Source organism: Blautia sp. AF19-10LB, assembly GCF_003461245.1.
GTDB classification, from domain to species: Bacteria; Bacillota; Clostridia; order Lachnospirales; family Lachnospiraceae; genus Blautia_A; species Blautia_A intestinihominis.
The window spans coordinates 1-23,801 of sequence record NZ_QTWS01000033.1 but is presented as its reverse complement, the minus strand read 5'-3'; the positions used below and the strand labels follow the sequence as shown (position 1 = coordinate 23,801).

General features: G+C 39.4%; 27 protein-coding genes. 3 read left to right on the top strand and 24 right to left on the bottom strand.

The genetic code is table 11. The annotated features are described in order from the left end of the window. Positions 1–19: 19 nt before the first annotated feature. The 17 genes from atpH to DWX28_RS20295 form a co-directional block, all read right to left on the bottom strand. Positions 20–559, bottom strand: coding sequence for an ATP synthase F1 subunit delta (atpH, locus tag DWX28_RS15425; protein WP_118253663.1), 540 nt, complete (start codon positions 557–559; stop codon positions 20–22). After that, positions 556–1,059 carry a F0F1 ATP synthase subunit B gene (atpF, locus tag DWX28_RS15420; protein ID WP_118253660.1) on the bottom strand — a complete coding sequence of 168 codons (504 nt, stop codon included), beginning with the start codon at positions 1,057–1,059 and terminating at the stop codon, positions 556–558. The genes atpH and atpF overlap by 4 nt, the downstream gene beginning before the upstream one ends. A gap of 100 nt (positions 1,060–1,159) precedes the next feature. Next, positions 1,160–1,438, bottom strand: coding sequence for an ATP synthase F0 subunit C (gene atpE, locus DWX28_RS15415; protein ID WP_005428180.1), 279 nt, complete (start codon positions 1,436–1,438; stop codon positions 1,160–1,162). 91 nt (positions 1,439–1,529) lie between these two features. Beyond that, positions 1,530–2,288, bottom strand: coding sequence for a F0F1 ATP synthase subunit A (locus tag DWX28_RS15410; protein ID WP_118253658.1), 759 nt, complete (start codon positions 2,286–2,288; stop codon positions 1,530–1,532). Between the two features lie 39 nt (positions 2,289–2,327). Continuing rightward, entirely contained in the window at positions 2,328–2,747 is a 420-nt protein-coding gene (locus DWX28_RS15405) for a hypothetical protein (RefSeq protein WP_118253656.1), read from the bottom strand. Between the two features lie 44 nt (positions 2,748–2,791). Further along, positions 2,792–3,061, bottom strand: a complete 270-nt coding sequence (locus DWX28_RS15400) for an AtpZ/AtpI family protein (RefSeq protein ID WP_118253653.1) — start codon at positions 3,059–3,061, stop codon at positions 2,792–2,794. Positions 3,062–3,555: 494 nt separating this feature from the next. After that, positions 3,556–4,431, bottom strand: a complete 876-nt coding sequence (locus DWX28_RS15395; protein WP_118253651.1) for a D-psicose 3-epimerase — start codon at positions 4,429–4,431, stop codon at positions 3,556–3,558. A 46-nt stretch (positions 4,432–4,477) separates the two neighbouring features. After that, positions 4,478–5,953, bottom strand: a complete 1,476-nt coding sequence (araA, locus tag DWX28_RS15390) for an L-arabinose isomerase (protein ID WP_118253649.1) — start codon at positions 5,951–5,953, stop codon at positions 4,478–4,480. Positions 5,954–5,967: 14 nt separating this feature from the next. After that, on the bottom strand, positions 5,968–6,942 hold the full coding sequence (locus tag DWX28_RS15385; protein ID WP_118253647.1) for a transketolase family protein: 975 nt from the start codon (positions 6,940–6,942) through the stop codon (positions 5,968–5,970). Positions 6,943–6,956: 14 nt separating this feature from the next. After that, positions 6,957–7,790: a transketolase gene (locus DWX28_RS15380; RefSeq protein WP_118253645.1), complete on the bottom strand. Its 834-nt coding sequence runs from the start codon at positions 7,788–7,790 to the stop codon at positions 6,957–6,959. A 17-nt stretch (positions 7,791–7,807) separates the two neighbouring features. Next, positions 7,808–8,581 (bottom strand): HpcH/HpaI aldolase family protein, encoded by a 774-nt coding sequence (locus DWX28_RS15375; RefSeq protein ID WP_118253643.1) that lies wholly within the window; start codon positions 8,579–8,581, stop codon positions 7,808–7,810. A 31-nt stretch (positions 8,582–8,612) separates the two neighbouring features. Beyond that, on the bottom strand, positions 8,613–9,845 hold the full coding sequence (locus DWX28_RS15370) for a C-terminal binding protein (protein WP_158565326.1): 1,233 nt from the start codon (positions 9,843–9,845) through the stop codon (positions 8,613–8,615). 57 nt (positions 9,846–9,902) lie between these two features. Beyond that, entirely contained in the window at positions 9,903–11,186 is a 1,284-nt protein-coding gene (locus DWX28_RS15365) for a TRAP transporter large permease (RefSeq protein ID WP_118253638.1), read from the bottom strand. Continuing rightward, positions 11,179–11,676, bottom strand: coding sequence for a TRAP transporter small permease (locus DWX28_RS15360; RefSeq protein ID WP_118253636.1), 498 nt, complete (start codon positions 11,674–11,676; stop codon positions 11,179–11,181). Before DWX28_RS15360 ends, DWX28_RS15365 begins: the two co-directional genes overlap by 8 nt. A gap of 14 nt (positions 11,677–11,690) precedes the next feature. Continuing rightward, positions 11,691–12,692 (bottom strand): TRAP transporter substrate-binding protein, encoded by a 1,002-nt coding sequence (locus DWX28_RS15355; protein WP_118253633.1) that lies wholly within the window; start codon positions 12,690–12,692, stop codon positions 11,691–11,693. 251 nt (positions 12,693–12,943) lie between these two features. After that, on the bottom strand, positions 12,944–13,663 hold the full coding sequence (locus tag DWX28_RS15350) for a GntR family transcriptional regulator (RefSeq protein ID WP_118253631.1): 720 nt from the start codon (positions 13,661–13,663) through the stop codon (positions 12,944–12,946). A 317-nt stretch (positions 13,664–13,980) separates the two neighbouring features. After that, the gene (locus DWX28_RS20295) at positions 13,981–14,112 is read right to left on the bottom strand and encodes a hypothetical protein (protein ID WP_255420413.1); all 132 of its coding nucleotides are present in this window, start codon (positions 14,110–14,112) and stop codon (positions 13,981–13,983) included. Positions 14,113–14,284: 172 nt separating this feature from the next. On the opposite strand from DWX28_RS20295, the gene DWX28_RS15345 reads away from it, so the two are divergent. Further along, positions 14,285–15,652 (top strand): MATE family efflux transporter, encoded by a 1,368-nt coding sequence (locus tag DWX28_RS15345; protein WP_118253628.1) that lies wholly within the window; start codon positions 14,285–14,287, stop codon positions 15,650–15,652. Positions 15,653–15,718: 66 nt separating this feature from the next. Here DWX28_RS15345 and DWX28_RS15340 read toward each other — a convergent pair whose 3' ends face one another. Beyond that, the gene (locus tag DWX28_RS15340) at positions 15,719–16,969 is read right to left on the bottom strand and encodes a beta-galactosidase (protein ID WP_243002447.1); all 1,251 of its coding nucleotides are present in this window, start codon (positions 16,967–16,969) and stop codon (positions 15,719–15,721) included. A 322-nt stretch (positions 16,970–17,291) separates the two neighbouring features. On the opposite strand from DWX28_RS15340, the gene DWX28_RS15335 reads away from it, so the two are divergent. Next, positions 17,292–17,528 (top strand): DUF6061 family protein, encoded by a 237-nt coding sequence (locus DWX28_RS15335; protein WP_002578301.1) that lies wholly within the window; start codon positions 17,292–17,294, stop codon positions 17,526–17,528. 133 nt (positions 17,529–17,661) lie between these two features. Here the strand turns inward: DWX28_RS15335 and DWX28_RS15330 are convergent, their stop codons facing one another. The 6 genes from DWX28_RS15330 to DWX28_RS15300 all read right to left on the bottom strand — a co-directional run bounded on the left by DWX28_RS15330 (position 17,662) and on the right by DWX28_RS15300 (position 23,013). Beyond that, positions 17,662–18,981, bottom strand: a complete 1,320-nt coding sequence (locus DWX28_RS15330; protein ID WP_118253626.1) for an MATE family efflux transporter — start codon at positions 18,979–18,981, stop codon at positions 17,662–17,664. After that, positions 18,971–19,429: a MarR family transcriptional regulator gene (locus tag DWX28_RS15325; protein WP_009243743.1), complete on the bottom strand. Its 459-nt coding sequence runs from the start codon at positions 19,427–19,429 to the stop codon at positions 18,971–18,973. The genes DWX28_RS15330 and DWX28_RS15325 overlap by 11 nt, the downstream gene beginning before the upstream one ends. Before the next feature lie 155 nt (positions 19,430–19,584). Next, the gene (locus DWX28_RS15320; protein WP_009243742.1) at positions 19,585–20,334 is read right to left on the bottom strand and encodes a DUF6040 family protein; all 750 of its coding nucleotides are present in this window, start codon (positions 20,332–20,334) and stop codon (positions 19,585–19,587) included. Next, the gene (locus tag DWX28_RS15315) at positions 20,273–21,994 is read right to left on the bottom strand and encodes a MobA/MobL family protein (protein ID WP_118253623.1); all 1,722 of its coding nucleotides are present in this window, start codon (positions 21,992–21,994) and stop codon (positions 20,273–20,275) included. Before DWX28_RS15315 ends, DWX28_RS15320 begins: the two co-directional genes overlap by 62 nt. Positions 21,995–22,322: 328 nt before the next feature. Continuing rightward, entirely contained in the window at positions 22,323–22,637 is a 315-nt protein-coding gene (locus DWX28_RS15305) for a DUF3847 domain-containing protein (protein WP_002578306.1), read from the bottom strand. Positions 22,638–22,782: 145 nt separating this feature from the next. Continuing rightward, a complete protein-coding gene (locus DWX28_RS15300; RefSeq protein ID WP_002578307.1) occupies positions 22,783–23,013 on the bottom strand; it encodes a helix-turn-helix domain-containing protein in 231 nt (76 codons plus the stop codon). A gap of 175 nt (positions 23,014–23,188) precedes the next feature. Here DWX28_RS15300 and DWX28_RS15295 point away from each other — a divergent pair. Continuing rightward, positions 23,189–23,801, top strand: a 613-nt coding sequence (locus DWX28_RS15295; RefSeq protein WP_118253621.1) for a helix-turn-helix domain-containing protein, incomplete at its 3' end; no start/stop codon positions are given.

Below are 23,801 nucleotides of genomic sequence, written 5' to 3'. Positions count from 1 at the left end.
CAAAACACCTCGCGGGATATTACAACTGGGTAGTTTCCAGTCGCTTTGAAATATCCGAAATACGTCCCTGTACCGTTCCGTCAAGCTGTATGCCTTCCATCTCCACGCGGAGTCCGGCTAGAACGGTCGGGTCTGTCTTCTGTGTGAGATGGATCTTCTTGCCGCTTGTCTTCTCCAGTTTGGCGCGCAAGGCTTCCATCTGTTCTTCTTTGAGTTTAACTGCACTGGTAACTACCGCTTCCACAATGCCATGGTCGACATTATACCTGCGGGTAAATTCCTCACAGCATCCCGAAAACTCTCTCAGGATCTTCTTCTCACATAAAAGTTTAAGAAAATTAAGAAGATACGGCTCTACCTGTCCGCCAAAGGCTTCATCGAGAAGTTTCATTCTCTCTTCCTGCGGGATCGCCGGTTCTCCCAGTAATTTCAGATATCCTGAATTCTCCCGAAAAATCTGTCTGATTTCATTCATCTGCTCCATGATCTGTCCATCGAGCTTTTCTTCGGCAGCAAGATCGTACAGACTGCCGCCATAGACTTTGGCAGCCTGTGTCATGATGCCTCACCTACATTCTCAATAAAATCATTAATCAGTTTCGTGTGATCCTCTTCGTTAATTTCGCGCTCGATTACCTTACCGGCGATCTCAACAGCCATGCCTCCGATCTCACCCTTGATCTCGTTGACAGCTTTACGTCTCTCCTGTGCAATGTCTTTCTCTGCCTTTTCTTTCATGGCAGTTACCTGACTGGAAGCTTCCTTGAGCATCTCTTCACTCTGGACAGCCGCTGTTTTCTGAGCGGTCTTGACAATGTCATTTGCCTTGTCCCTGGCTTCCTGCATATTCTTTTCGTATTCGGCTTTCATAGCCTGAGCTTCTTCCTTCGCCTTCACTGCATCCTGGATCTCCGCATCGGCTTTGGCCCTGCGCTTGTCCAGCATCTCGTTGATCGGCTTAAAAAGAAAACGCTTAATGAGATACACCTGAATAAAAAGGTTGCAAATCGTCGCTATAAAATTCCACGGCACAATTCCTACTAATTCCTGTACCTGCATGTTTGTAACCTCCTGTTGTCACTGCCCGCTTATGCTGGCAGTCATCTCCTGTCCTGCTGTGATGCGTTCTTATCTGACGCATCCGTTACTGTTTTCCTGATCAGCCCAGGAAGTTCATAAACATACCAGGTGCTACGAAGATAAGGAGCAGACCGGTTACAAAACCATAAATACCGGTTGTCTCTGCGATAGCACAACCAAGAAGCATGGTAGATGTAACATCACCCTTGCATTCCGGCTGACGTCCGATTGCTTCCAGTGCACTTGCAACTGCATTACCTTCACCAATACCAGGGCCGATACCTGCGATCAGCGCACATCCTGCTCCAATTGCACAACCTGCTAATGCGATACCTTTTGCTAATAACTGAAAATCCATAGTAAAAACCTCCTGTAATAAAATTGTCTCCGGATATTCCCATATACCCGGGATCCCTTATCTGCTGCTGTTCATCTCCTAACAACAGTTTTTATTCCTCTGCTGCATTTGCGATATACATAACCGTCAGCATACAGAAAATAAATGCCTGCATAATTCCTGAGAACCAGTCGAAATATACAGATAAAATAGCCGGTACACCTACATCAAGAATAGGTATCTGTGACAACACATCGCCCACAAGTCCCGGGATCAGTCCCAGGAGTGCGGAACTTGCCACTGCCAGCGCCCCATAGATCAGACCATTGATAACGACACCTGATAAAATGTTTCCGAAATGACGGCACGCCATACTTACCGGTGTTGCCAGTTCAGAAAGAACATTAAATGGTGTCATAACCGGAATCGGCTGTGTAAATCCCTTTAAGTAACCGCCGAATCCACTGGTCCTGATCTTCTGCGCGGTGATCATGATAAATACCACAACCGCCCACGCTGCCTCTGTAGACAGATCCGATGTCGGACTTCGAAGTCCCACAAGACTGATCAGGTTCGATACCACACTTGTCGCAAAAAGTGCCGCAACAAATGGAATCATGTACCTGAACTTCTCACCCATGTTTCCGACAACGAATTTATTCGCCATCTCCACCAGAAGTTCTGCCACAGCCTGCCGTTTGGAAATATTTTCCTCCTTAAGATCATGCGTCAGCCAGATACACACTCCTGTAATCAGCAGCATAACAATCCAGCTTACTACCATGGTCTCACTGATTCTTAAAGGTCCCAGAACCGGCAGGTCAATGGGTAAAGTAAAAAGTATCTTCGCCCCATTAATATCCAGTTCCATACATTCACTCACCTCCTGTCTTATTCAGATTTTCCCCTCCTAGTTTTTGTTATGAAATATCCCCACGATCTTGATTCCCGTTCCCGGAAATAAGAGTGGAGCAATTCCCGCTACAAAATGGAAGCACGGTGCAACGATCGCTGCGATCACCCACAGCATCATCATCAGAAAACGCTGTGAATAGCTTGCTTTGAGCTTCATTCTCGCAGTTCCCTCATCTGTCGCTGAAGCTGCCTTCTGAACAGCCAGTCCCATCAGAAAGAAATTCAGGACTGCGATCAGTCCACCTCCAATGCCTCCCAGAAATACGGTATAATCCAACGGCACTTTGTCTGGCATTGCAAAGTGAAGTCCTGCAAAAAGGATCCACATCAGAACCAGACCGACTGCCGTGATCATGGCTACTCTCTTTGTTTCTTTTTTTACTGCCGGCTGCACCTTATCGAATATACTGCTCATAATTTCTTTATTCCTTTCATTTATTCTGTCCGTCATATCGCTGTTTATGAATGTCTGTTGAAATATATTTTATTTTTTTTGTGTTTTTTCTTCTCCTGCTTGTTTACAGAAAGATAAAACTTATATGCCACAGTCGCCGATCCGCCCATCCCAAAGAAAAATCCAGGAATATAGACCCAGCCTCCGACACCGGTCCTGGAAGTAATAAACCAGCAGAGTGCCAGGCACAGCAGAAGCGGTGTGATAAATGACAGTCCCAGCTGGGACAGCATTGTGACATTACGCAGAATTTCTGACCACTGCTTCAATATCATTCTCCCTTTTTACTAATTATTTGTTAATTTTTCTTTTACGCATAGTCAGATTTTACCACATTAATGTGAAAACCTCAATCCATTTGTACAAATTATTCAAATAATTTTGTTATCCTAACAAAGTTTTTGTTAGAATTATATCATTCCCGTCTTTTTGCTGTCATGTAACAAAAAAGAGGTTTTGTCCCAAAAGAAATCTCTATATTATTTCTAGCTCAATTATATTGTATATTTCGCCTGTAAATCGAGTCAATTTCAGTTCTTTATTGTCAACTTTTTCTTTTAATTGCCTTTTTTATTATGCAATTTTATTTCTTATTTTTATTTTTTGTCAATATCTTGTACACATCTTTTCCCATAATGCCCAACCACAATTGAATGACTCTGTGTTTTTCGTAAAATCATTCACAATATTAAAAAGAGTAGATAAGGCAATACGAACGGCAATGATCTCCCTATCTACTCTCATTATTTATATTTGCTTTATTATAAATTTACTGCATTTTAGTTCTCAACATACTGGCTGCATTTTTGAGAAGCTGTTCCATCTCTGACTCTGAAGCATTTTTACTGATATCTCTCCAGATTTTAATATCACGTCCTACCTCTCCACCCATTTTAATAAATGGCTCCATGACTATAGCACCTTGATAATTTATTTCTTTTAATGCACCTGTAATTTCATCCCACGGCATTTTTCCCTGCTCATTTGGTGGTTTTCGATTACATTCTCCCACATGGAAATGTCCCAGTCTGCTTCCAACCGACCGTATTGCTCCTGCAAAGGAATCTTCTTCAATATTCATATGATATGTATCCAACAGAATTTTACAATTAGGACTGTCTACTTCGTCCACATATTTTATTGCCTCTTCCGCTGTATTAACAAGTGAAGATTCATAACGATTCACTACTTCAACAGCAAAGGTAATTCCCATATCTTCGGCCGACTTCATAATTTCTTTTACGGCAAGTATACTTCTTTCCCATGCGGCACTTTTATCTATGATTCCTTCTGTAAAAGTCTTATTCCAAGCGGCAATATCAACACCTGAATACATTTTCGCACCCATTTCAGACATGACTTTAAATGCATCTGTTGTAAATTTTATTCCGTTTTTTCTGATAGTTTCGTCTTCTGACGCGAGATCTTGATCCAGACCTAATCCTACAGAAAAAGTCAGTTCTATATTATTAGCTTTTGCTGCTGCTGCAATTTCATCTCTCTGTATTTTCGTTAATGCCAATAAGGGAGCCGGTGCAACTTCCATGATGTCCAGTCCAATTCTCTTTATTACATCAATCTGTTTCACAAAATCTGTGTTCCAGTTCCTATTAAAATATCCAAAATGAACCCCAATCTTATTCATATTTTGCTTCCTCCTACTGATTCTTTCACTATCTTGTGTCTTGAAATCATTTCAGATCTTTTTTCAGCTGACGAATTGTTGTATTTTCATCGATAAAAACAGTTTCAATCCCCATTGCGTCGCCCCAGTCTCCCAATTGTTCCGCAGTAAGATCATATGTCATAACTGTATGATGAGCCCCACCTGTCATAAGCCAAGCTTCTACTCCTGTCAGGAAATCTGGTTTTGGTGTCCAGAAAGCTGTTGCAACCGGAAGATTTGGCATTGGATATTCTGTTTTTTTACAGGTTACATCGTTAATAACTAATCGGAAATGATCTCCCATATCAATCAATGACGAAGCGATGGCATCTCCCTCTTTAGCTGTAAATACAAGCCTTGCCGGATCTTCTCTGTTTCCAAGCCCCAGAGGATTTACACGAATATTTACATCTCCATCTGCAATAGACGGACAAATTTCTAACATATGGGTTTCCAAAATTCCTTCTTTACCTGGAACAAGATTATAAGTGTAATCTTCCATAAAAGAAGTTCCTTTTGCATTTTTCACACCAGCAGTCATCAGTTTGACTATTCGAAGTAATGCAGCCGTCTTCCAGTCTCCCTCCGCTGCAAATCCATATCCTTTTTGCATCAATCTTTGCATAGCAAGTCCTGGAAGCTGTTTAAGCCCACCAAGCTGACCAAAATGTGTTACTACTGCCTGATAGTTCTTTTCTTTCAGAAATTTTTCAATTCCAAGTTCAATTCTGGCCTGTTCTTCTACATGTCTTCTGAATTCATCAGGATCTCTGCCTTCTAAGATAATACCATACTTTTCATAATATTCATCTGTCAACACTTTGACATCATTTCCGCAAACACTATTTACTGCCTCCGCCGCTTCGACAATTGTATAAGTATCTACTTCCCAACCAAATTTTAACTGTGCCTCAACCTTATCTCCTTCCGTATCCGCAACATTCAACATATTATCCGCAAATCTGGCAACCCTAAGATGTCCGCTTTCTATAATTCCAATTGCTGTCCGCATCCAATCGCCAATTTTTTTCTGAACCCTTTCAGATTTCCAATGACCTACGACAATCTTATGCTCTTTTTTCATTCGTGCCAGCATATATGCAAATTCACGATCTCCATGTGCAGATTGGTTGATGTTAATAAATCCCATATCAAGTGTATCATATGGAATCTCTTCATTAAATTGTGTATGCAAATGAAGTAAAGGCTTTCTCAGTTCTTTTAATCCCAGCATCCATGATTTGGCCGGTGAAAACATATGCATCCATGCAATTATACCCGCACAATATTTATCCGCATTGGCCTCATTAAATGTTCTTCGGATATTTTCATTCGTAAGGAGCGTCGGCTTCAAAACAACTTCATACGGCACCAGTCCTGACTGATTCAGTTCTTCTACAATTCTACGGCTGTGTTCCGTTACAATACGGATCTCCTCATCTCCATAAAGATCCACAGAGCCCGGACAAAACCAGAATTTATATTCATTCTGATATATCATTTTCAGCCTCCTTTTCATGCTTTTTTCTTTGCAATAGCCTCTTTGACACGTTTTGCAATTTTTTCAGGAATAAATCCAAATCTTCCTCGCAGATATTCCTCTGAACCAACTTCTCCAAATTCATCTCTGACCCCAATGCGTTCTACAACTGTTGGATCATTTTCACCAAGATATTCCGCAACTGCTGATCCTAGCCCACCATAAACAGAGTGATTTTCTGCTGTAACAATAGCCCCAGTTTCTTCCGCACATTTCTTAACAAGTTCTTCATCCAGCGGTTTAATCGTAAACATATCCACAACTCGTACATGAATTTCTTCTTTCTCAAGTAATTCCGCTGCCTGAAGAGAAATTGTTACCAGACGCCCGCAGGCAATAATTGTTGCATCTGTTCCCTCTTTTAACACAATTCCTTTTCCAATTTCAAATTCAGATGTTTCATCATATACAGCAATATTATCAGCCAACGGAGTCCTGTAATAATAAATTCCCTGCATGTCTATCGTTTTCTTCAGAAGTTTATTAAACTGAACACCATCCACAATATCAAAGATATATGCATTTGGCACTGTACGCATCATGGCAATATCTTCAAAAGCCATATGGGTTCCACCCCAATAAGTCTGCTTGTATCCTGGTTCGCTTCCAATAATATTCAATGTTTTTCTTCCATAGGCACCTGAAAGAAAAATCTGATCAAACGCCCTTCTCGTAACAAAAGAGGCAAAACTGTGAATAATTGGTTTCATTCCCATAACAGACATCGCAGCTGCTGTTCCAACCATATTTGCTTCTGCAATCCCACATCGTATTACGCGTTTCGGAAATTTGTCCCCTAACTCCCAGAGACCAGCACCAAATGCAAACATAAGATCAGCATCCAGATAAATCACGTCTGTATCTTTTTCAAGCATTTCTCCAAGATTTTCCACAAACTGATCAGTAATCGCTTTTTTTTCGTATTCACCATTGTAGATTGTCTTTACCATTCTCTTTTTCCTCCTTACAGACTGTTTTTGACTGCTTCCAGTTCCTCCAGACACTGATCAGCTAATTCTTTATCCACTGGAATCATATGGTTAAATTTCATTTCTTCAATACATTTAACGCCACTTCCCTTTACACCATCCAGAACTAAAACGCCTGGTTTATCACTCTGATTTTCTCTTATCTGTTTAAATGCCATCTGTATTGCCTCAATATCATCACCTTTTACCGTGACTGCATACCATCCAAATGCTCTGAATTTTTCTGCAATATCAAGAAGAGAGATGCATTCATCAACAGTTCCATCTATCTGTTTTTTATTCCAATCAACAATTCCCACCAGATTATTAAGTTTATACTGATGGGCATACATTGCTGCCTCCCAAATCTGTCCCTCCTGAATCTCACCATCTCCCATAAGACAGTAAATACGATTCTTCTTATCTTTTATCTTTGCTGCATGAGCAAATCCATTTGCAAGGGATAATCCCTGTCCAAGTGATCCTGTAGATGCATCAATTCCAGGAGTCCTGATTCTGTCACAATGACTTGGAAGTCTTGTTCCGCCTTCACATAATGTCGGAAGCCAATCTAATGGAAAATATCCTTTCAGAGCAAGTGTTGCAAAAACTGCCGGACCTGCATGTCCTTTAGAAACTACAAGCATATCTCTATCCGGTTTCTTCGGATTTTTCGGATCAATATTTTTTAATTCCCCGTTATATAAAACTGTAAGTACATCTGCAATCGAGAGACAGCCTCCAATATGACCGAAGGTACGAGCCTCCAGACATTTCACGGTTTCAATCCTGACATCGGTTGCAAATTTTTTCAGTTCATTCACTGTCATGTTTGTACCCTCCGTTTCTATCGTTCAATTGAATGTACCATTGCATTAATTGCATCTATATAGAAGTTTACATCCTGACCTACCGTTACACTGTCAAAGCCCTGTTTCAGCCGGGTGTTTGCAACGTTGAAATCAGCACAATAGATAATAGTAAATTTACCTGCATCCTTTACTGCTTTTAAGATTCTCTCAAGAGCTGCCTTAAATTCCGGCTTGTCAAACTGTGTTGGAATTCCCATTGCAACAGACAGATCATACGGTCCTACAAAAATACCATCAATCCCATCCACTTTTGCAATTTCTTCAATATTTTCCAGACACCCCATAGTCTCACACTGCGGGATTAAAAGAGTTTCTCTGTTGCATGTAGCAAAATAATCATTAATATCTCCTTTTGCATGTTCCAGATATCCATAACCGGCACCTCTTGCAAAAGCAACTCCTCTTTGTCCTACAGGAAAATATTTTCCATATTCAACAATCTTTTTTATTTCCTCAATAGAATGTACCTGTGGAATAATCAATCCTCCAGCACCAATATCCAGCATTTTTAAAATAGAATTTCTATTTGAATCCTTTACCCTCACAAGAGCTGTTGTTCCATGAAGTTCTGCGCCACGGAGCATCAGCATTACGCTTTCCACATCAAATGGTCCATGTTCTGTATCAATCAGCATATAATCGAGATCAGTAAGGGCAAGTGCTTCTGCAACACTGGCATTTCCAGCTTCAAAAAATGTTCCTACTGTCTTTACACCATTCATAATTTTTTCTCTCAGTAAATTTTTCATAGTCTGTATTTTCCTTTCTATATCCGTTTTCTTATAACCCCAGTTCTTTTTTATTTACTATATTTGCCGGATTCTTTCCATTTAAAATATCAACTGCAGTCGTTGCAAGCACTTCCATCATCTGTGCCTCTGCCTCTACAGAATTGTATGCTGCATGCGGTGAACATATAATATGTCCTGTTTCAAATAATGGATGATCAGGAACTACTATCGGCTCTCCTTCTACAACATCCAATGCTGCTGCTTTAATTTTTCCGGATTTAACAGCCTCCATCAAATCATCAATTGCTATAATCGGACCACGCGACGTATTTACAATCATAACTCCATCCTTCATTTTCGCAATGGTGTCCTTATTGATCAGATGGAATGTGCTGTCCATCAATGGCGTATGTAAAGATATTACATCGGACTCTTCAAGAAGTTGATTCAGTTCCACTTTTTCGGCACCAGCTGCTTTTACCACTTCTTCCGGAAGAAACGGATCATATGCAAGCATCCTGAATCCAAAACCTTTTGCAAATTCAGCTGCTCTTCGTGCAATATTTCCAAATCCTACAAAACCTAATGTCTGTGTAGATAATCTATGTGGTTTGAATCCTTCATTTGCCAACCACTTTCCCTGTTTTACGAGATTATGATAAAAAACAAGTTTCCTCTCCATGGCCAGGATCATAGCAATTGTATGGGTTGCCACCTCGTCCAAACAATGTCTCGGACTATTGCACACCTTAATTCCACGCTCTGTTGCAGCCTTTACGTCAATCACATCGTACCCGATTCCATATCTTAAAATTACCTTACAATTTTTCAATGCATCCATAATCCTTGGAGTGATCTGCCGATAAATAACCAGAAGTGCATCTGCATCCTTGCATTTTTCAATAATCTCATCTTCTGTCTGGCAATCTTCCAAAATGAATTCAATACCATTTTCCTCAAAAATTCTCTGCTGAATAGAATAATCCAGTCCGTCAGCAGAATTCTTATCAACTACAATTGCTTTCATATCTTCGCCTCCTGTATTAATTTTCTTGTTCTTCAAGTTAATCACATTGTATATTTTCTCTATAAATTGAGTCAATTTTAATTCTTTATTGTGTAATATGTCCTTTCTTTGTTCTTTCCAATGTGCAATTTCATTCGCAATTTTTATCATATTGTCAGGATTTTGTGCAAATATTCTCTTTTCCTCTGTAATAAACATCATATTTTTCCAGTAAAATACAACACCCAGAACATCAAAATATATCTTATAAAACAATTTGCCGTACATCATCTGTACGGCAAATTACTAAATAGATATATTAAAAAATTAGGGTTATCCCATAAACAGACTTGGAAGTAATATGGATATTGCAGGAATATAGGTAATCAATAAAAGATCCACAATCATAACAACAATAAATGGTACAATTCCCTGAATAACCTCTGACAACTGTGCTTTTCCAACACGGCTTGCCACAAACAGATTAATTCCCAGAGGTGGAGTAATAAATCCAATTGCAAGATTGACAACCATAATGATACCAAAATGAACCGGATTTACACCAACTGCTGTGACGATCGGAAGGAAGATCGGTGCAAGAATCATAATTGCACAAAGTGTTTCCATAAAACATCCTACAAATAAAAGAACTACATTGATAAGGATCAGAATTACAATCTTATCAGCATTCAATCCTACAATAAGATCAGCTACTGCTGTAGGAATTTTTTCAACTGCTAATACTTTTGTAAAGACTGCTGCACATCCAATTACGATCATAATTGTTGATGTAGTTAAAACGCCTGATCTGATAACTGTAAAAATATCACTTAACTTAATTTCCTTATACACAAATACTCCAATGATAAATCCATATGCAGCAGCGACTGCAGCAGCTTCTGTTGGTGTAAAAATACCTCCATAAATTCCTCCGAGAATAATAACCGGACAAATAAGTGCCCATTTGGCATCCCACGCAACTTTTCCTGCATTTTTCCAGGAAAATGGTTCTTCATCTCCTTTATATCCATGTTTTTTACAATAAAAATGACAATATAAAATTAATGTAAGACCAATAAGAATACCTGGAATAAATCCTGCCATAAATAATTCAGAGACAGACTGTCCTGTTGATACACTGTAAATGACCATAGGAATACTTGGAGGAATTATTACTCCAATACTTCCTGCTGCTGCAATAACTGCCAATGTAAATTTTTTATCATAACCAGCTTCCAGCATAGACGGAATTACCATTCCTCCGACTGCTGCTACTGTAGCAGGACCGGAACCAGAAATTGCTGCAAAGAACATACATACTACAACGGTTACTATAGCAAGACCACCTGTATATCTTCCAAAAAAGGCTCTTGCTGTATTCATGAGACGCTTAGATATTCCACCGCCTCCCATAATCTCTCCTGCCAGAACAAAAAATGGAATAGACATTGTTGTAAAGGAGTCTGCACTAGTCACAAGATTTTGCACTATATATCCAGACGTCAAATCACCCGAAACCAAAATGGTAATCAAAGAAGCAATACCTAAAGATATTGATACTGGAACATTCAGAATCAAAAGCACCACCAGTGAACCGAATAATACAAGACTAATCATTCATTTCCACCCCCTCTTTATAATTTTTAACTCTCAATACAATTGTCTGAATACATCTGATTGTTGAGAGTGCATATCCAATACATGGAGCAAGATATATCAGCCACATCGGAACAGATAAAGCTGGTGAGATCTGACCTGACCTTACTACCTTTCCAATAAGATTAAAACCAACTACTGTAACAAAAACACACCATACCAGTGAAAAAATATCTCCAATAATTACAACCAACGGGCGAATACTTTTAGGAAACAGCGATAAGGCGGCTTCAATCTTTACATGTTTTCTCATTTTAATACCATAGGAAATAGAGATAAAAGTCATCCATACAAATAAATATCTTGCCATTTCTTCTGACCAGGATAAAGAGTTTTTAAACAAATACCTCATAATTACCTGTATGACAATAATTAATGTTGCTGCACTCATCAATATAACTGCGAGCACATCTTCTGCATGTTCATCTAAAATTTTTAGTAATTTTTTCACTGTTCAATTCCTCCTCACTGGGTTTTCTCTAATACCTGATCGAACAATTCCGGATGTTTCATTTTTTCTTTTACAAGAGGATAAATATTATTTACTGCGTCTCGGAACTGTTGTTTTTCTTCATCTGTCAATGTAACAAGCGTTACACCCTTATTCTGCATATCACTTATCGCATCACCATTGTATTCTGCAGTTTTCTGACGCTGAACCTCAGTTCCATATTTTCCTACTTCTTCAACAATTTTCTGTTCTTCCTCTGATAATTTATCAAATTTATCTTTGCTCATCAGAAGAAGATATGGTGTATATACATGATTTGTCTCAATAATGTATTTTTGAACTTCATAATATCTATTGTCGCGGTCTGTTACAAATGGATTATCCTGCCCATCTACAGTTTTCTGCTGCAGCGCTGTAAACAATTCTGAGAATGCCATAGGTGTAGGATTAGAGCCCAATGCTTTCCATGTTGCAATATGAACTTCACTTTCCATGACACGTATTTTCAAGCCTTTCAAATCAGCTGGTGTATGAACTTCTGTATCTGCTGTAGATAACTGTCTGAAACCATTTTCAGGAAATCCCAATACTTTAAATCCAATCTCTTCCATTCCTGTTGCTATTTCCGTTCCAACTTTTCCATCCAGAATATTTTGTGCCTGTTCTGAATCACTAAAAAGAAATGGCGCATCAAACAGATTTAAATCCTGATAAAAAGCTGCTACAGGTGTAGTTGATACAACACACATGTCAATATTTCCATACTGAACCGTTTCTGCTACCTCTCTGTCGCCTCCAAGCTGTCCATCTCCGTAAATATCAATTGCCATTTTTCCATTCGATAATTCTTCAATTTTTTCTGCCATAGCTTCTGCCATATCCACCTGAGATTGATTTGTATTGATGGAAAGTTTCAATCTTTTTACTCCATCTTTTTCTGACCCACATCCTGTAAGCAACAATACAGGTGTCAACATTGTGCAAGCCAAAATTGTACACATCACTCTTTTTCTCACTTTGTTTCCTCCTTTTTGTATTTAAGTTCTGCCGTTCGAATTAGCTAAATTGTATATCTTTAGACAATATTGAGTCAATTTTTATACTTTTTGATGTATTTATTTTATTTTTTGCCTAATCATTAGTGCATTTTTTTATTTTTTTGCTGTATTTTTGGTTTTGTTTTATGCATATGTCTATTTTTTAACCATTTTCTTCATAATGAAAAGCAGGATGATTGAAACAATCATCCTGCTTTTCATATCGTAATTTAACCCTTTAATCTAGACATAGTACCATACATTCTCTGTATATCATTCTTCATTTCATCTTTCGCCATTAATGGATAATGTCCTTGAATCATCCTGTAAATTGATTTATGATACCTGGAACCTTTTTCCATTCCATTTTCCTGAAAACACTCTTCATATGCCAATTGATTTAATTGATTACGATACATAGCCAATGGACACTCTATAGATTCATACATGGCCATTAAATATTTATTTCTCGATGCCTTGATTATAGTCTCATGAAATAGTTTATCTGCATTCTTATATGCTGTATGATCATGTGTTTTATCAATTTTTTCAAAACAGCCAACCAGTCTTTCCAATAATTCCACTTCCTCTTTATTTATTCTCCTTGCAGCCAGATACGCTGCTTCTGGCTCTAAGGTCATTCTTGCTTCATAAATCCACAAACATTCTTCGTACCTTACCTTTTTAACGTGTAACTCTCTTCCTTTTTCTTTTTCGAGAATTCCTTTTTCTGTCATTTCAGCCAATGCCATTTTTACAGGAGATCTGGAAATATTTAATTCCTTTGCAATCTTAGATTCAATAATTTTATGCTGTGGAAGCAAATTTCCATTTATAATTTCTCTGTATACCTGTTGATATACCAACTTACTCAAGGCCAGAAACGGATTTTTATCCAATTTCTGTTGAATTTGATCTTTTGCATTTTCACTCATTGAAAAATCTTCCATCACATTTCTCTCCTTTACCTTTTTTAATTCTTAGAATCTCCAAGCTGGTATTTCTGCAATTTCAAAAACATATCTTTCCTTTTTGTTTCTATATTCATCTTTTTATCTATTTGTTTTCAAAATCGCACATACATAATAGCATAATTTTATAGACATTTTCAACAGTATTTTATTTATTTCAACACATCTCCATATAAAAAATCACCAAAAAGACATAATTCCTATTATTTTCCTTCTGGTATTTCTTTGAAATATGCATTTGTAAAGTAATCCTCCTGCTTTGGAATACAGATTGCCAGGTTCGGACGAATCACATCCTAACTTCTTGAATACAGAAGTGCAAATCCAAATTCCGCAAAAATCTGAGATGCAATCCGTTCCCTGTTCTGAATATCTCTTATGATGATCTCTTTACGATCCTGATAAGGTGACAGTCTTTCTCCAAGCACTTCCAATTTTCACCTCAAAACACTTCAACTCTATCCCGGTGGAAGATGCCAAAGTTGAATTTATCTTTCCAACTTCCGGTTTTTGTGCTATGCTACTTGATACGACAATATTAGATTCTGTAATACATCTGATATATACTATCCAACAACAAAACTCACGGAGATAATCATTATGAAAATACAAACCAACACACCCAATATGGAGACGGGAAGTATTCCCAGACTCCTCGCGCAGCTGGCGGTTCCGGCAGTTGTCGCACAGGTCATCAACCTGCTTTATAACATCGTAGACCGTATCTATATCGGCCACATTCCGGGAATCGGAGCCGCCGCACTGACCGGCGTCGGACTTTTTGCCCCGATTCTGATGCTGCTGAATGCATTCGCCATGCTCGTCGGTTCCGGCGGTGCCCCGCGTGCAGCCATTGCAATGGGAAAGAAAGATAACGATCTGGCAGAAAAAATCCTTGGAAACTGTTTTACTTTATTAGTCGGTCTGTCAATTATACTGACTATCGTGTTTTATGTAAGTGCACCGACTCTGCTCAGACTCTTCGGTGCCAGTGATGTCACCTTAACTTACGCATCTGACTATGCCAGAATCTATATTCTGGGGAGCTTTTTTGTCCTGATCGTGCTGGGCATGAACACCTTCATTACCACTCAGGGCTTTGCCCGGATCAGTATGATGACTACAGTCATCGGTGCCGTTATCAATATCATCCTGGATCCGATTTTTATCTTTGTTCTCGACATGGGAGTAAAAGGTGCCGCACTTGCCACTGTCCTAAGTCAGACCGTAGGAGCTGTATGGATCCTCCGCTTCCTGACCGGAAAGAAAACAATCCTTCGACTGAAACGAAGCAATATGCACCTGGATCCTAAGGTTTTTGGTCCCTGTCTTGCTCTTGGTATTTCCACATTTGTTATGCTGTCAACAGAAAGTCTTCTGTCGATCAGTTTTACAAGCAGTCTTTCCAGATTCGGCGGTGATGTGGCTGTCGGAGCAATGACGATCATTACCAGTATCAGCCAGCTTGTCTCTCTTCCGCTTCAGGGAATCTGCCAGGGCGGACAGCCGATCATCAGCTACAACTTTGGTGCCAATAAACCGAATCGTGTAAAAAAAGCATTTTTTACACAGTTCTGTACCTGCATCATCTACACATCTGCCTTCTGTCTTGTCGTGATGATTTTTCCAAAGGCATTTGCAGCAATCTTTACTTCAGATAAGGAACTTGTAAGATACGCTTCCTGGGCACTCCGCATCTACATGGCCGGAATCTTCTCTATTGGCTTCCAGGTAAGCTGCCAGCAGAGCTTTATGGCTCTCGGCCAGGCGAAAGTCAGTCTGCTTCTTGCCTGCCTGCGTAAGATCATCCTGCTGATACCTCTGATCTTCATACTGCCGAATTTCTTCGACAATAAAGTTTTTGCTGTATTTCTTGCAGAACCGGTAAGCGATATCATAGCTGCTACGGTGACAACGATCACCTTCTTTACGCTGTTTAATTCCATTCTTAAGAAAGATAAAAGATAACTGTTCACAGTAATGATAAAAGAAACCCGGGGCTTTCCGCCTCGGGTTTTGCTTATTGCACCCTTTTTATTTATCAAATTTTATGATACATACATCCCATGCCGACAGGTGAATTTCACGCTTAGTACTATCAGCACTTCCAAGTATCACTCCAAAATCATCCGCTGTTTCAACGCTTTGCTCTTCCCAGGAATAATTCAGATAGAAACGAAGCTTTTCGCCCTTTGCATTGATTCCCTCACGCACGATCACCGGGAATTTCTCCGATACTGCTGCATTTACACCAGACTGAGCCAGAATCTTTATCAACAGCTGCTGCAGGTAATGTTCTTCAAACATACACCCGATATACCAGGCACTTCCGCTTTCATATGTATGACGTGTAACTGCAGCATATTTTTTCCAATTCGGATGCTGATATGCAGAAATAATTTCTGCCCCATCAGAAATCAAAAGTTCCATAAAGGTCTCTGCCTCCGGTTCACCGCCCTCAAATCCTGTCAGAGTAACATGCTCCGGAAACGTGAACTGCTGATAGTACATACCAAAGACTTTATGTAAAATATGCGGCTGTCTGTCAGGATACACTTTTACATTTTCGTTGGCAAAAGCGGTCTTGAACGTCGCAATCAATGTGCCTCCCTGAGCAGTATACTTTTTCAGGCGTGTGAGGATTTTTTCATCTGCAGTGTACATGGCCGGAAGGATGATTGCCTGGTATTTCTCAATGTTTTCGCTCTCTTCCCATATAATGTCACACTCGATATTTACTTTGTAAAGTGCATCGTAGATCCAGCGGACAACATCATTATAACCAATTCCATTATCTCCTGCTGCACTGGCTTCGATTCCAAACCATTTAAGTGCAGTCAGAGCCTCATTGTTCACCATGATCGCAACTTTGTTATCTTTCTTAAAGCCTGATAAGACAGGTGAAAGTTTCTTAAACTCGCTGCCTATGATACACGTCTCTCGGTATACGGCATTTTCTTCCATATCATGGCTCAGAAGGCCTTTCCAATAAGTCTCAAAAGAGTTATGGATTGAATGCCAGTGCCAGTACATCACACCAAGAGCACCGGAGGCCAGATGGCTGTATGCCTGCAGGCGAAGCTGTCCATCATATGGTGTCCATCCCGGATAGCCCTGTGCTTCGGTTTCCAGAACCAGGTAGTTGTCATTTTTGAGACAGCGGATCAGATCACCACCAAATGCGATTTCTGCACCACTCAGGTGATCCTGGGTTGGATGATAAATATCCGTTCCTGCTATAGTCAGATGTTTTGCACATTTAAAATGGTTTACATCCGGCTGCACGCCGTAGGAATATCCTCTCCACTCAAAATTCAGATTGAGATTTCACCTGTTTTAAGAAATTTAATAACTGTTATATTTTATTATTAAATTCTTCGCAACCCCTTGAAAACACTGGATTTGTCGCAGGTGAGCTTTCCCTTATTATTTCCCTTGTGTTATATCGTCCCATCAGTGTTTATGCACTCTGATAAGGGCAAATACAAGGGCAAGAAAAATCTATAAGACAGTATAACACAAAATAAAAGTGACATGGTGAACTGATTGAAATGCTTCTTAATTTTTGCTACTACTGATTGATTAAATGATAAGGAGATGGGATACGATGAGAACAATATTTGCAGAATACAATCCACAGTGCAACAGCATTGATGTATATACTAATACGGGCTATATACTCCGTATTGATTGTTGGGAAGCAGAAAAAAATTTAAGAACCACACCTGGATCTGATTGTGCTTTGACATCGCTTGCAATCGATGAGCCATTAGAATATGCAAGGTTATATCTTGATGGGAATTTACAGATGTGGGTAGATGCTGAAGATTCATTAGAGTTATGATTATTCCAATCAAAATCTACTAGAATTTATTAAAAATTAGCTTCATAATTTTAAAAGGACAGCCCTATTGCTATGAGGCTGTCCTTAAAAATACAATAGATAAACCTAGATTATTCTTGCTACTATCTGATTGTTAAATTTTCTGTATTCCATATTGCAAATCTCCCTTTTCGCAATATTTTATTAGTATGAATGCCAGAATCGCTGAAAAAACACGTGCCAATACCGTACTCCACCATATCATAATCTGTCCACCAAATAAAGGTGGTAAAACAAGCATAAATATCAGCATCAATACTGGTTCAATGAATGTAAGAATGTATGACAATCCACTTTTTTCAGTAGCATAAAATCCAGCTGTCGCTATTCTGGTAATCGCAACAAATGGAAATGACACTAAAAATATAGGTACAATTTTAGAAATCTCAATACTTACTTCATAAGAAGCTCCGAAAACCCCTCCAATATTTGCTCTGTTTACATACATGATAATTCCACCACAAACAGCAAGAATTATTGCAAAAATGTATGCCATTCTCTGAACTCCTCTCAGGCTTTCTTGATCCTTCTCACCATAAAAACGGCTCATTAAAGGTTGACTTCCATCACCTACGCCCTGCAATATGAGATATATGATACAGATAATATAGGATACACATGCATAAGTTGCAATAGCTTTTTCTCCCCCATAAGAAGCGGAGAATCGGTTTATAAACACCAATGAAATATTAGGAGTCAATGCTAGCCCAAATGGTGCAAGACCTACTCTGAATATAGCGCCACACATTTCTTTTACATTTTTTAAGGATACATACACATAAAACTTTTTATTATATAATGCGTATATGATTGCAATTGCTGCAGTCACACCCTGTCCGGCTATTGTAGCTGTGGCTGCACCTTTCATGCCCATTTCATATATCCATACAAAGATAAAATCCAGAACAATATTGGTTATGAATCCACCAACCATCGCAAACATTGACCAGAAAGAGTTTCCATAATTTCTAATGAATGGCATCATTCCAGTTCCAAGAATCTGCAATATTGCTCCAAGTGCTATAATTTTGATATAATCTGTCGCATTTGTTAATATAATTCCATCTGCTCCAAGCAATCCTAAAATTTTAGACGAAAAGGAGTAAATAATTATGGTACTGATAACACTTACTATTACAAGAAGCCACCAGCTTGTAGCAATAAATTCTTCTGCCCGTTTTCCTTTCTTTTCTGCTGCATTAATTGAGTAATAAACAGCTCCTCCCATACCAATTCCTGTTCCAAGAGCCTGAATCAAAGCCTCAATCGGATATGCAATATTAATAGCCGAAAGTCCAGCATCTCCTATGGTATTGCCTACAAAATATCCATCCACTATCGCATATATTCCTGATAATGCAAATGCTATAATAGATGGAATAACATATTTAAAAAATAATGATTTATGATTCATTTTTCTTACAATCTCCTTCCTTGAAAAGTCTGATAAACAGCTCTGTATTATCATTAAGACTTTCTATATTCTCTAATCCCATTTTTTCGATTACATATATTTCTTTTGAGTGCAGTTTTTCTATGATATCTTTCGTATATTCCATTCCTGATTCTGTGAGGCATATCAGCTTATTTCTCTTGTCTGAATCATCAGATACCATATTGATGTATCCTTTTTTCTGAAAATCTTTTAGTATCGTATTTACCGTTTGCTTAGGTATATTCCATTTTTCACTTATCATTTTCTGCGTGCATCTTCCATTACTTTCATAAAATGAATGCAAAGCAAAAACTCCATTTGAAGACAGTCCCTGATCCTTTGACCATTCCTCATACATTGCTGTACATTCTTTCCATAAAGCATAATATCGTTGCAACTGTATTATCATATTATTATCTTTTCTCATCTTTTTCCTCCTTAAATTAGTACGAATCCAGACTTTTATATTATAGTCCGAATTCGTACTAATTGTCAAGATTTATTTACATACTTTTTCTTTATATAAACAATCAATAGTCCCTTACTAAGGACAGGAAGATTATGAAATTTCCCTGTCCTCTTTTAATAATATCCTCGTTCTTCCATCCAGTCTTTCACATAACATCTGATTCCAATATAAATAATATGCGACAGTAATAGCAATACAATAAGATTTATCGGATTAGCGTTTTTAATCCATTCTCCAAAGTAAATTACAACAGCTGTACTCGTTATCGCTACCACGATACTGATGATATCCCAACAATATTTCCGGTAGATTTTTCCTACCTGATAACCAATCCCGATTATCAGCCACCCGGTTATTACGAATAAAATTGCCATGACAGTACCGGCAATCAGCCAGTACACAATCCCGGAAAGAATACTGTTAGGTATTCCACTGCTTAACTGTCCGAAAGAGTCTGCACCTGTCACAAACTCCCGAAATAAACTTCCCATTCCTTTTCCTAACGCACCGAAAAAGACGATACAGTCGTTAAGGAAAACCGGCGAAAGAATCGCAGTAAACAGTGTTGTTGTTATGCTGTACCATGCCAGTAGAAACAAGATACTTTCATAACCAATCGTCATATTTTTATATTTCTTTTCTAACTGGCTTTTACGGCTATCGCATTTTTCTTTTGCTTTCCGGTAAGCAGTACGGTCACATTTTTCACATTTCTCATAAGGCACTTTTTTCTCAACAGCTACCTCTACCGTCTTTTGGTGTGTCTGTGCATAAAGTTTTTCCTGCTCTGCTTTTTCATACTTAAATTTCCATGCCACGGCTTCTGCGTCGGCTCTTTTCCTGCTGTCTGTCTCGCTGGTCAATCGTTCCTCTGTTTGCCTTAATCTTGTCCGCAATGCTTCGATATTCTCGGCTCTGTTTTCGCTGTTCAATTTCTCGTTCAAGGTCAGCGATTCGCTTAGCTGCCTGTTTAGTTCCTGGATTGTCTGGTCTTTCTGATCCAGTTCGTCCTGCATCTGTTCGGTCATCAGCAGAAGTTCTTCCACCTGCCCGACGTTCTCTAAGTTTCTGCATTCGCTCATCGATCTCCCTCGCTTTCTCTATCTGCTGTTTAAGGTCAGCAATTCGCTGTTCTGTTTCTGCAATAAGCTGTTCTCGTTGTTCAGCTTCTGCGTTAATTCCTGCCATTGCTGATTCTCGTTTTCCAACTGTTCGATTCTGGTTTTCTGTTGCTCGATCTGTGAGAGCAGTTCTTCTGTATCTGGCAAAAGATTTAGCAGCCTGGATAATTCGCTGTTTAAGCTTTTTAAACTCTGGTTCTGCTCCTGAAAAGACAGGAGCTGCCTGTCCCATTCCTGCAATTCCTGTACCATCTCTGCCATAAGATTCTGCTGTTCCTCGATCTGGTTTATCATTGTCTCCATCATGGGAATGACTTCCCGGCTTTCTTCTAATGTCACGCAATCGCTCCTTCCATTGTGTTAATGCACTGGATACTTTTCCAAAAGAAATCTGTATTTTATCCAGCAGTGCATTTTGTCTTTTTATGATCTGGTTTTCCTCTACTTTCCATGAAGTAGAGGATGTCTGTCCGTTTTGAAATTTCTCGTCAATTTTTCTGGCATCTGCGCCCTCATGGATCGTCGGTATCTCTAATTTTCCCTGCCTTGCATAAGAACGGTGGTCAATGTGATTTTCCGTTTTCAAATGTGCATTACAGACGTTTGCCCATTCGCTCCGCCATAGCTCACAATTTTTCGGATTGTTCCACCCGGTAGCATCGGTTAATACACGTTTCCACTGTTTGCGGTTCCTTGTCCCGACTTTCTGGACTCCATTTTCATCAAGTACGGGGATTCGGATTCCATGACGGTCAGGGTTCTTTTTATCCTGCCACCAGTCCGGATGGGATTCATCCACCACAATATTTCCATTTTCATCTCTGACAAACTCCCAATCCTTGATTTCTTTGTTACCCCATGAGTGGTCTGAATTGAATGGTCGCATCGTCACCAGTAAATGCACATGGGGATTACCATCTCCTTTATCGTGGATACTCCAATCCGCACACATTCCCTTATCTACAAAGGTCTTTTGAATATATTCAGTTGTATAATCAATCTGTTCCTGTCGGCTCCATTCTTTCGGAAGTGAGAACTCAAATGACCTGCCGAGTTGTGCATCTGCACTTTTTTCTATCCTCAAAACTTCATTCCATAAACGCTGCTTCTGAAAAGTAAGTTTAAATTTTTTCAGTGCGGCTTCTTTGTTATCTGCCCTTTTATATCGGACAGATTTCTGGAACCGTCTGATATTTTCAGCAGGTACATTCAGCCATTCCTGTGGTGCATTTTCACACATCAACAGGCTGGTATAAACAACTTCTCTTTTGGCAGTGTAGTAGCTGATCCTGCCTGTTTCTTCATTTTTCATCACATCACCATTGAGATACGCAGATGCTGATATGATGGATTTCCCTTTGCTGCGTCCAACAATCTTTACTGTATAATGAAAAATCGCCATGCTCCGTTTCCCCCTTTCTGCCGTATCCGGCTTTGATTTCCGGCAGGTAACGTTTTCCCAAAAAGAAAATGGTATCTGCCGGAACGCCCTCTGCGTAAGAGTGCCCTGTGCATAACAGCCTGCATGGAATGCGCCCCTCTGGCGAAGAGTGCCTCCTGCGGCATGAGCAGGTCTGGCTGAAAGCCCCGCCGACGGAACGAGCCCGGCAAGCATAAGCGCAGACCGGTTGCCACCTGTGGCAAACTTATACGGACGACCTCTGGTTGTCCATAAGTGCGCCCTTCATGAAAAAGCAATGAAGGGAATGGAAAATCCACTCCCTCCGGCATTACACTTCCTCCGTATTCGCAACTGGCTCTTTCTGCATTGCCTTTGAGAAGAATTTCCCATTTGCTTCCTGCCTTTTTAAGAAGCCGATCAGCTTTGGGATATCATCTTCCTCAATCGCAGAACCCAGCACCGATTCCACCGCACCACCAATCTGGCAGAGCCTGTGTGTCCGCTTTTTAGTTTCCACATCTTTCTGACGTTTCTTCAGTTCCCGTTTCTGTGCTGCATACTGTTTTGCTTTCTCAAGGCTTTCCTGTTCTTTCTTTTCCAACTGGAGCATACGCTCCTCATAACTCTTTGTTGATCTTGCCATAAATATCATCGTCCTTTCTTTTTCTTCCAAACATAAGTTTCCTGTTGTCTGTCAGACGAAGTACATGGTATAATCTGTTTGCGTGTAGGTATATCATGACTCCGGTCTGATAGAACCTTTGGCGGTTTCTTCGGGAACCGCTTTTTTAAGTTGAACCGTTTCTTGTGACTGCTTTCACATTTCCCTTATCCCTCAAGTCTCTGCCCTCGTTGGCTTCCATAAAAAGTTCCAGCATATCCGTTTTGATCAGGACTTTTCTCCCAACCTTTAATACCGGAAGTTTCTTCCATTCCACCAGTTTTCTCAGGGTGTTCCTGCCGATTCCCGTATAATCAGCAGCTTCTTCAATAGATAAGGCAATCTTTCTTTGTGTCATATGACCACCTCCTTTTAAATTGCATTATGCAATTTCATTTGTGCTGTCAGTATAGCGTGTTTATATTGCTTTGTCAAGCATTATGAAATTTCATTCGTTTTCTATAAATTGCATATTGCAATATATTTTGTTGCGTGGTATAGTAATGACATACCGAAAAAGGAGGCACATCAGCATGAAAGATAAAGAACTACGCAAGCTGATCGGCAGCAGGGCAAAACAGCGCCGTCTCGAATTAAATCTGACACAGCCTTATGTCGCAGAGAAGATGGGAGTTACCGCTTCCACAATCCTGCGTTATGAGAATGGTTCGATTGACAATACCAAAAAGATGGTACTGGAAGGCCTTTCGGAAGCACTTCATGTATCGATTGAATGGCTCAAAGGGGAAACCGATGAATATGAAACTGATATTACGGATAAGAAGGAATTGCAGATTCGTGATGTGATGGGCGATATTCTCAAACAGTTACCTCTTGATCTTAATAAAACAGAAGACGCTTTTTCTAAAGACTTACTGCTGTTAATGTTAAAGCAATATGAACTGTTTCTGGATTCGTTTCAGTTCGCCTGTAAAAATTACAAAGGCAGTACCAAAGATGCGGACATTGCCAAAGTAATGGGATTCGAATCGAAAGATGAATATAATGAGATTATGTTTCTCAGAGAGATCACACATACTGTCAACGCATTTAACGATATGGCAGATGTGATAAGGCTCTATTCAAAGAAACCGGAAGCAGCCGAACAAAGACTTGCCAATCTTTTATCCGAAGTTATGTATGAGG

What these genes read in the sequence shown, in the direction of transcription:
- atpH (WP_118253663.1), bottom strand. Translation starts at nt 559, where the DNA reads ATGACACAGGCTGCCAAAGTCTATGGCGGCAGTCTGTACGATCTTGCT.
- atpF (WP_118253660.1), bottom strand. Translation starts at nt 1,059, where the DNA reads ATGCAGGTACAGGAATTAGTAGGAATTGTGCCGTGGAATTTTATAGCG.
- atpE (WP_005428180.1), bottom strand. Translation starts at nt 1,438, where the DNA reads ATGGATTTTCAGTTATTAGCAAAAGGTATCGCATTAGCAGGTTGTGCA.
- DWX28_RS15410 (WP_118253658.1), bottom strand. Translation starts at nt 2,288, where the DNA reads ATGGAACTGGATATTAATGGGGCGAAGATACTTTTTACTTTACCCATT.
- DWX28_RS15405 (WP_118253656.1), bottom strand. Translation starts at nt 2,747, where the DNA reads ATGAGCAGTATATTCGATAAGGTGCAGCCGGCAGTAAAAAAAGAAACA.
- DWX28_RS15400 (WP_118253653.1), bottom strand. Translation starts at nt 3,061, where the DNA reads ATGATATTGAAGCAGTGGTCAGAAATTCTGCGTAATGTCACAATGCTG.
- DWX28_RS15395 (WP_118253651.1), bottom strand. Translation starts at nt 4,431, where the DNA reads ATGAATAAGATTGGGGTTCATTTTGGATATTTTAATAGGAACTGGAAC.
- araA (WP_118253649.1), bottom strand. Translation starts at nt 5,953, where the DNA reads ATGATATATCAGAATGAATATAAATTCTGGTTTTGTCCGGGCTCTGTG.
- DWX28_RS15385 (WP_118253647.1), bottom strand. Translation starts at nt 6,942, where the DNA reads ATGGTAAAGACAATCTACAATGGTGAATACGAAAAAAAAGCGATTACT.
- DWX28_RS15380 (WP_118253645.1), bottom strand. Translation starts at nt 7,790, where the DNA reads ATGACAGTGAATGAACTGAAAAAATTTGCAACCGATGTCAGGATTGAA.
- DWX28_RS15375 (WP_118253643.1), bottom strand. Translation starts at nt 8,581, where the DNA reads ATGAAAAATTTACTGAGAGAAAAAATTATGAATGGTGTAAAGACAGTA.
- DWX28_RS15365 (WP_118253638.1), bottom strand. Translation starts at nt 11,186, where the DNA reads ATGATTAGTCTTGTATTATTCGGTTCACTGGTGGTGCTTTTGATTCTG.
- DWX28_RS15350 (WP_118253631.1), bottom strand. Translation starts at nt 13,663, where the DNA reads ATGGAAGATTTTTCAATGAGTGAAAATGCAAAAGATCAAATTCAACAG.
- DWX28_RS15345 (WP_118253628.1), top strand. Translation starts at nt 14,285, where the DNA reads ATGAAAATACAAACCAACACACCCAATATGGAGACGGGAAGTATTCCC.
- DWX28_RS15335 (WP_002578301.1), top strand. Translation starts at nt 17,292, where the DNA reads ATGAGAACAATATTTGCAGAATACAATCCACAGTGCAACAGCATTGAT.
- DWX28_RS15330 (WP_118253626.1), bottom strand. Translation starts at nt 18,981, where the DNA reads ATGAATCATAAATCATTATTTTTTAAATATGTTATTCCATCTATTATA.
- DWX28_RS15325 (WP_009243743.1), bottom strand. Translation starts at nt 19,429, where the DNA reads ATGAGAAAAGATAATAATATGATAATACAGTTGCAACGATATTATGCT.
- DWX28_RS15315 (WP_118253623.1), bottom strand. Translation starts at nt 21,994, where the DNA reads ATGGCGATTTTTCATTATACAGTAAAGATTGTTGGACGCAGCAAAGGG.
- DWX28_RS15305 (WP_002578306.1), bottom strand. Translation starts at nt 22,637, where the DNA reads ATGGCAAGATCAACAAAGAGTTATGAGGAGCGTATGCTCCAGTTGGAA.
- DWX28_RS15300 (WP_002578307.1), bottom strand. Translation starts at nt 23,013, where the DNA reads ATGACACAAAGAAAGATTGCCTTATCTATTGAAGAAGCTGCTGATTAT.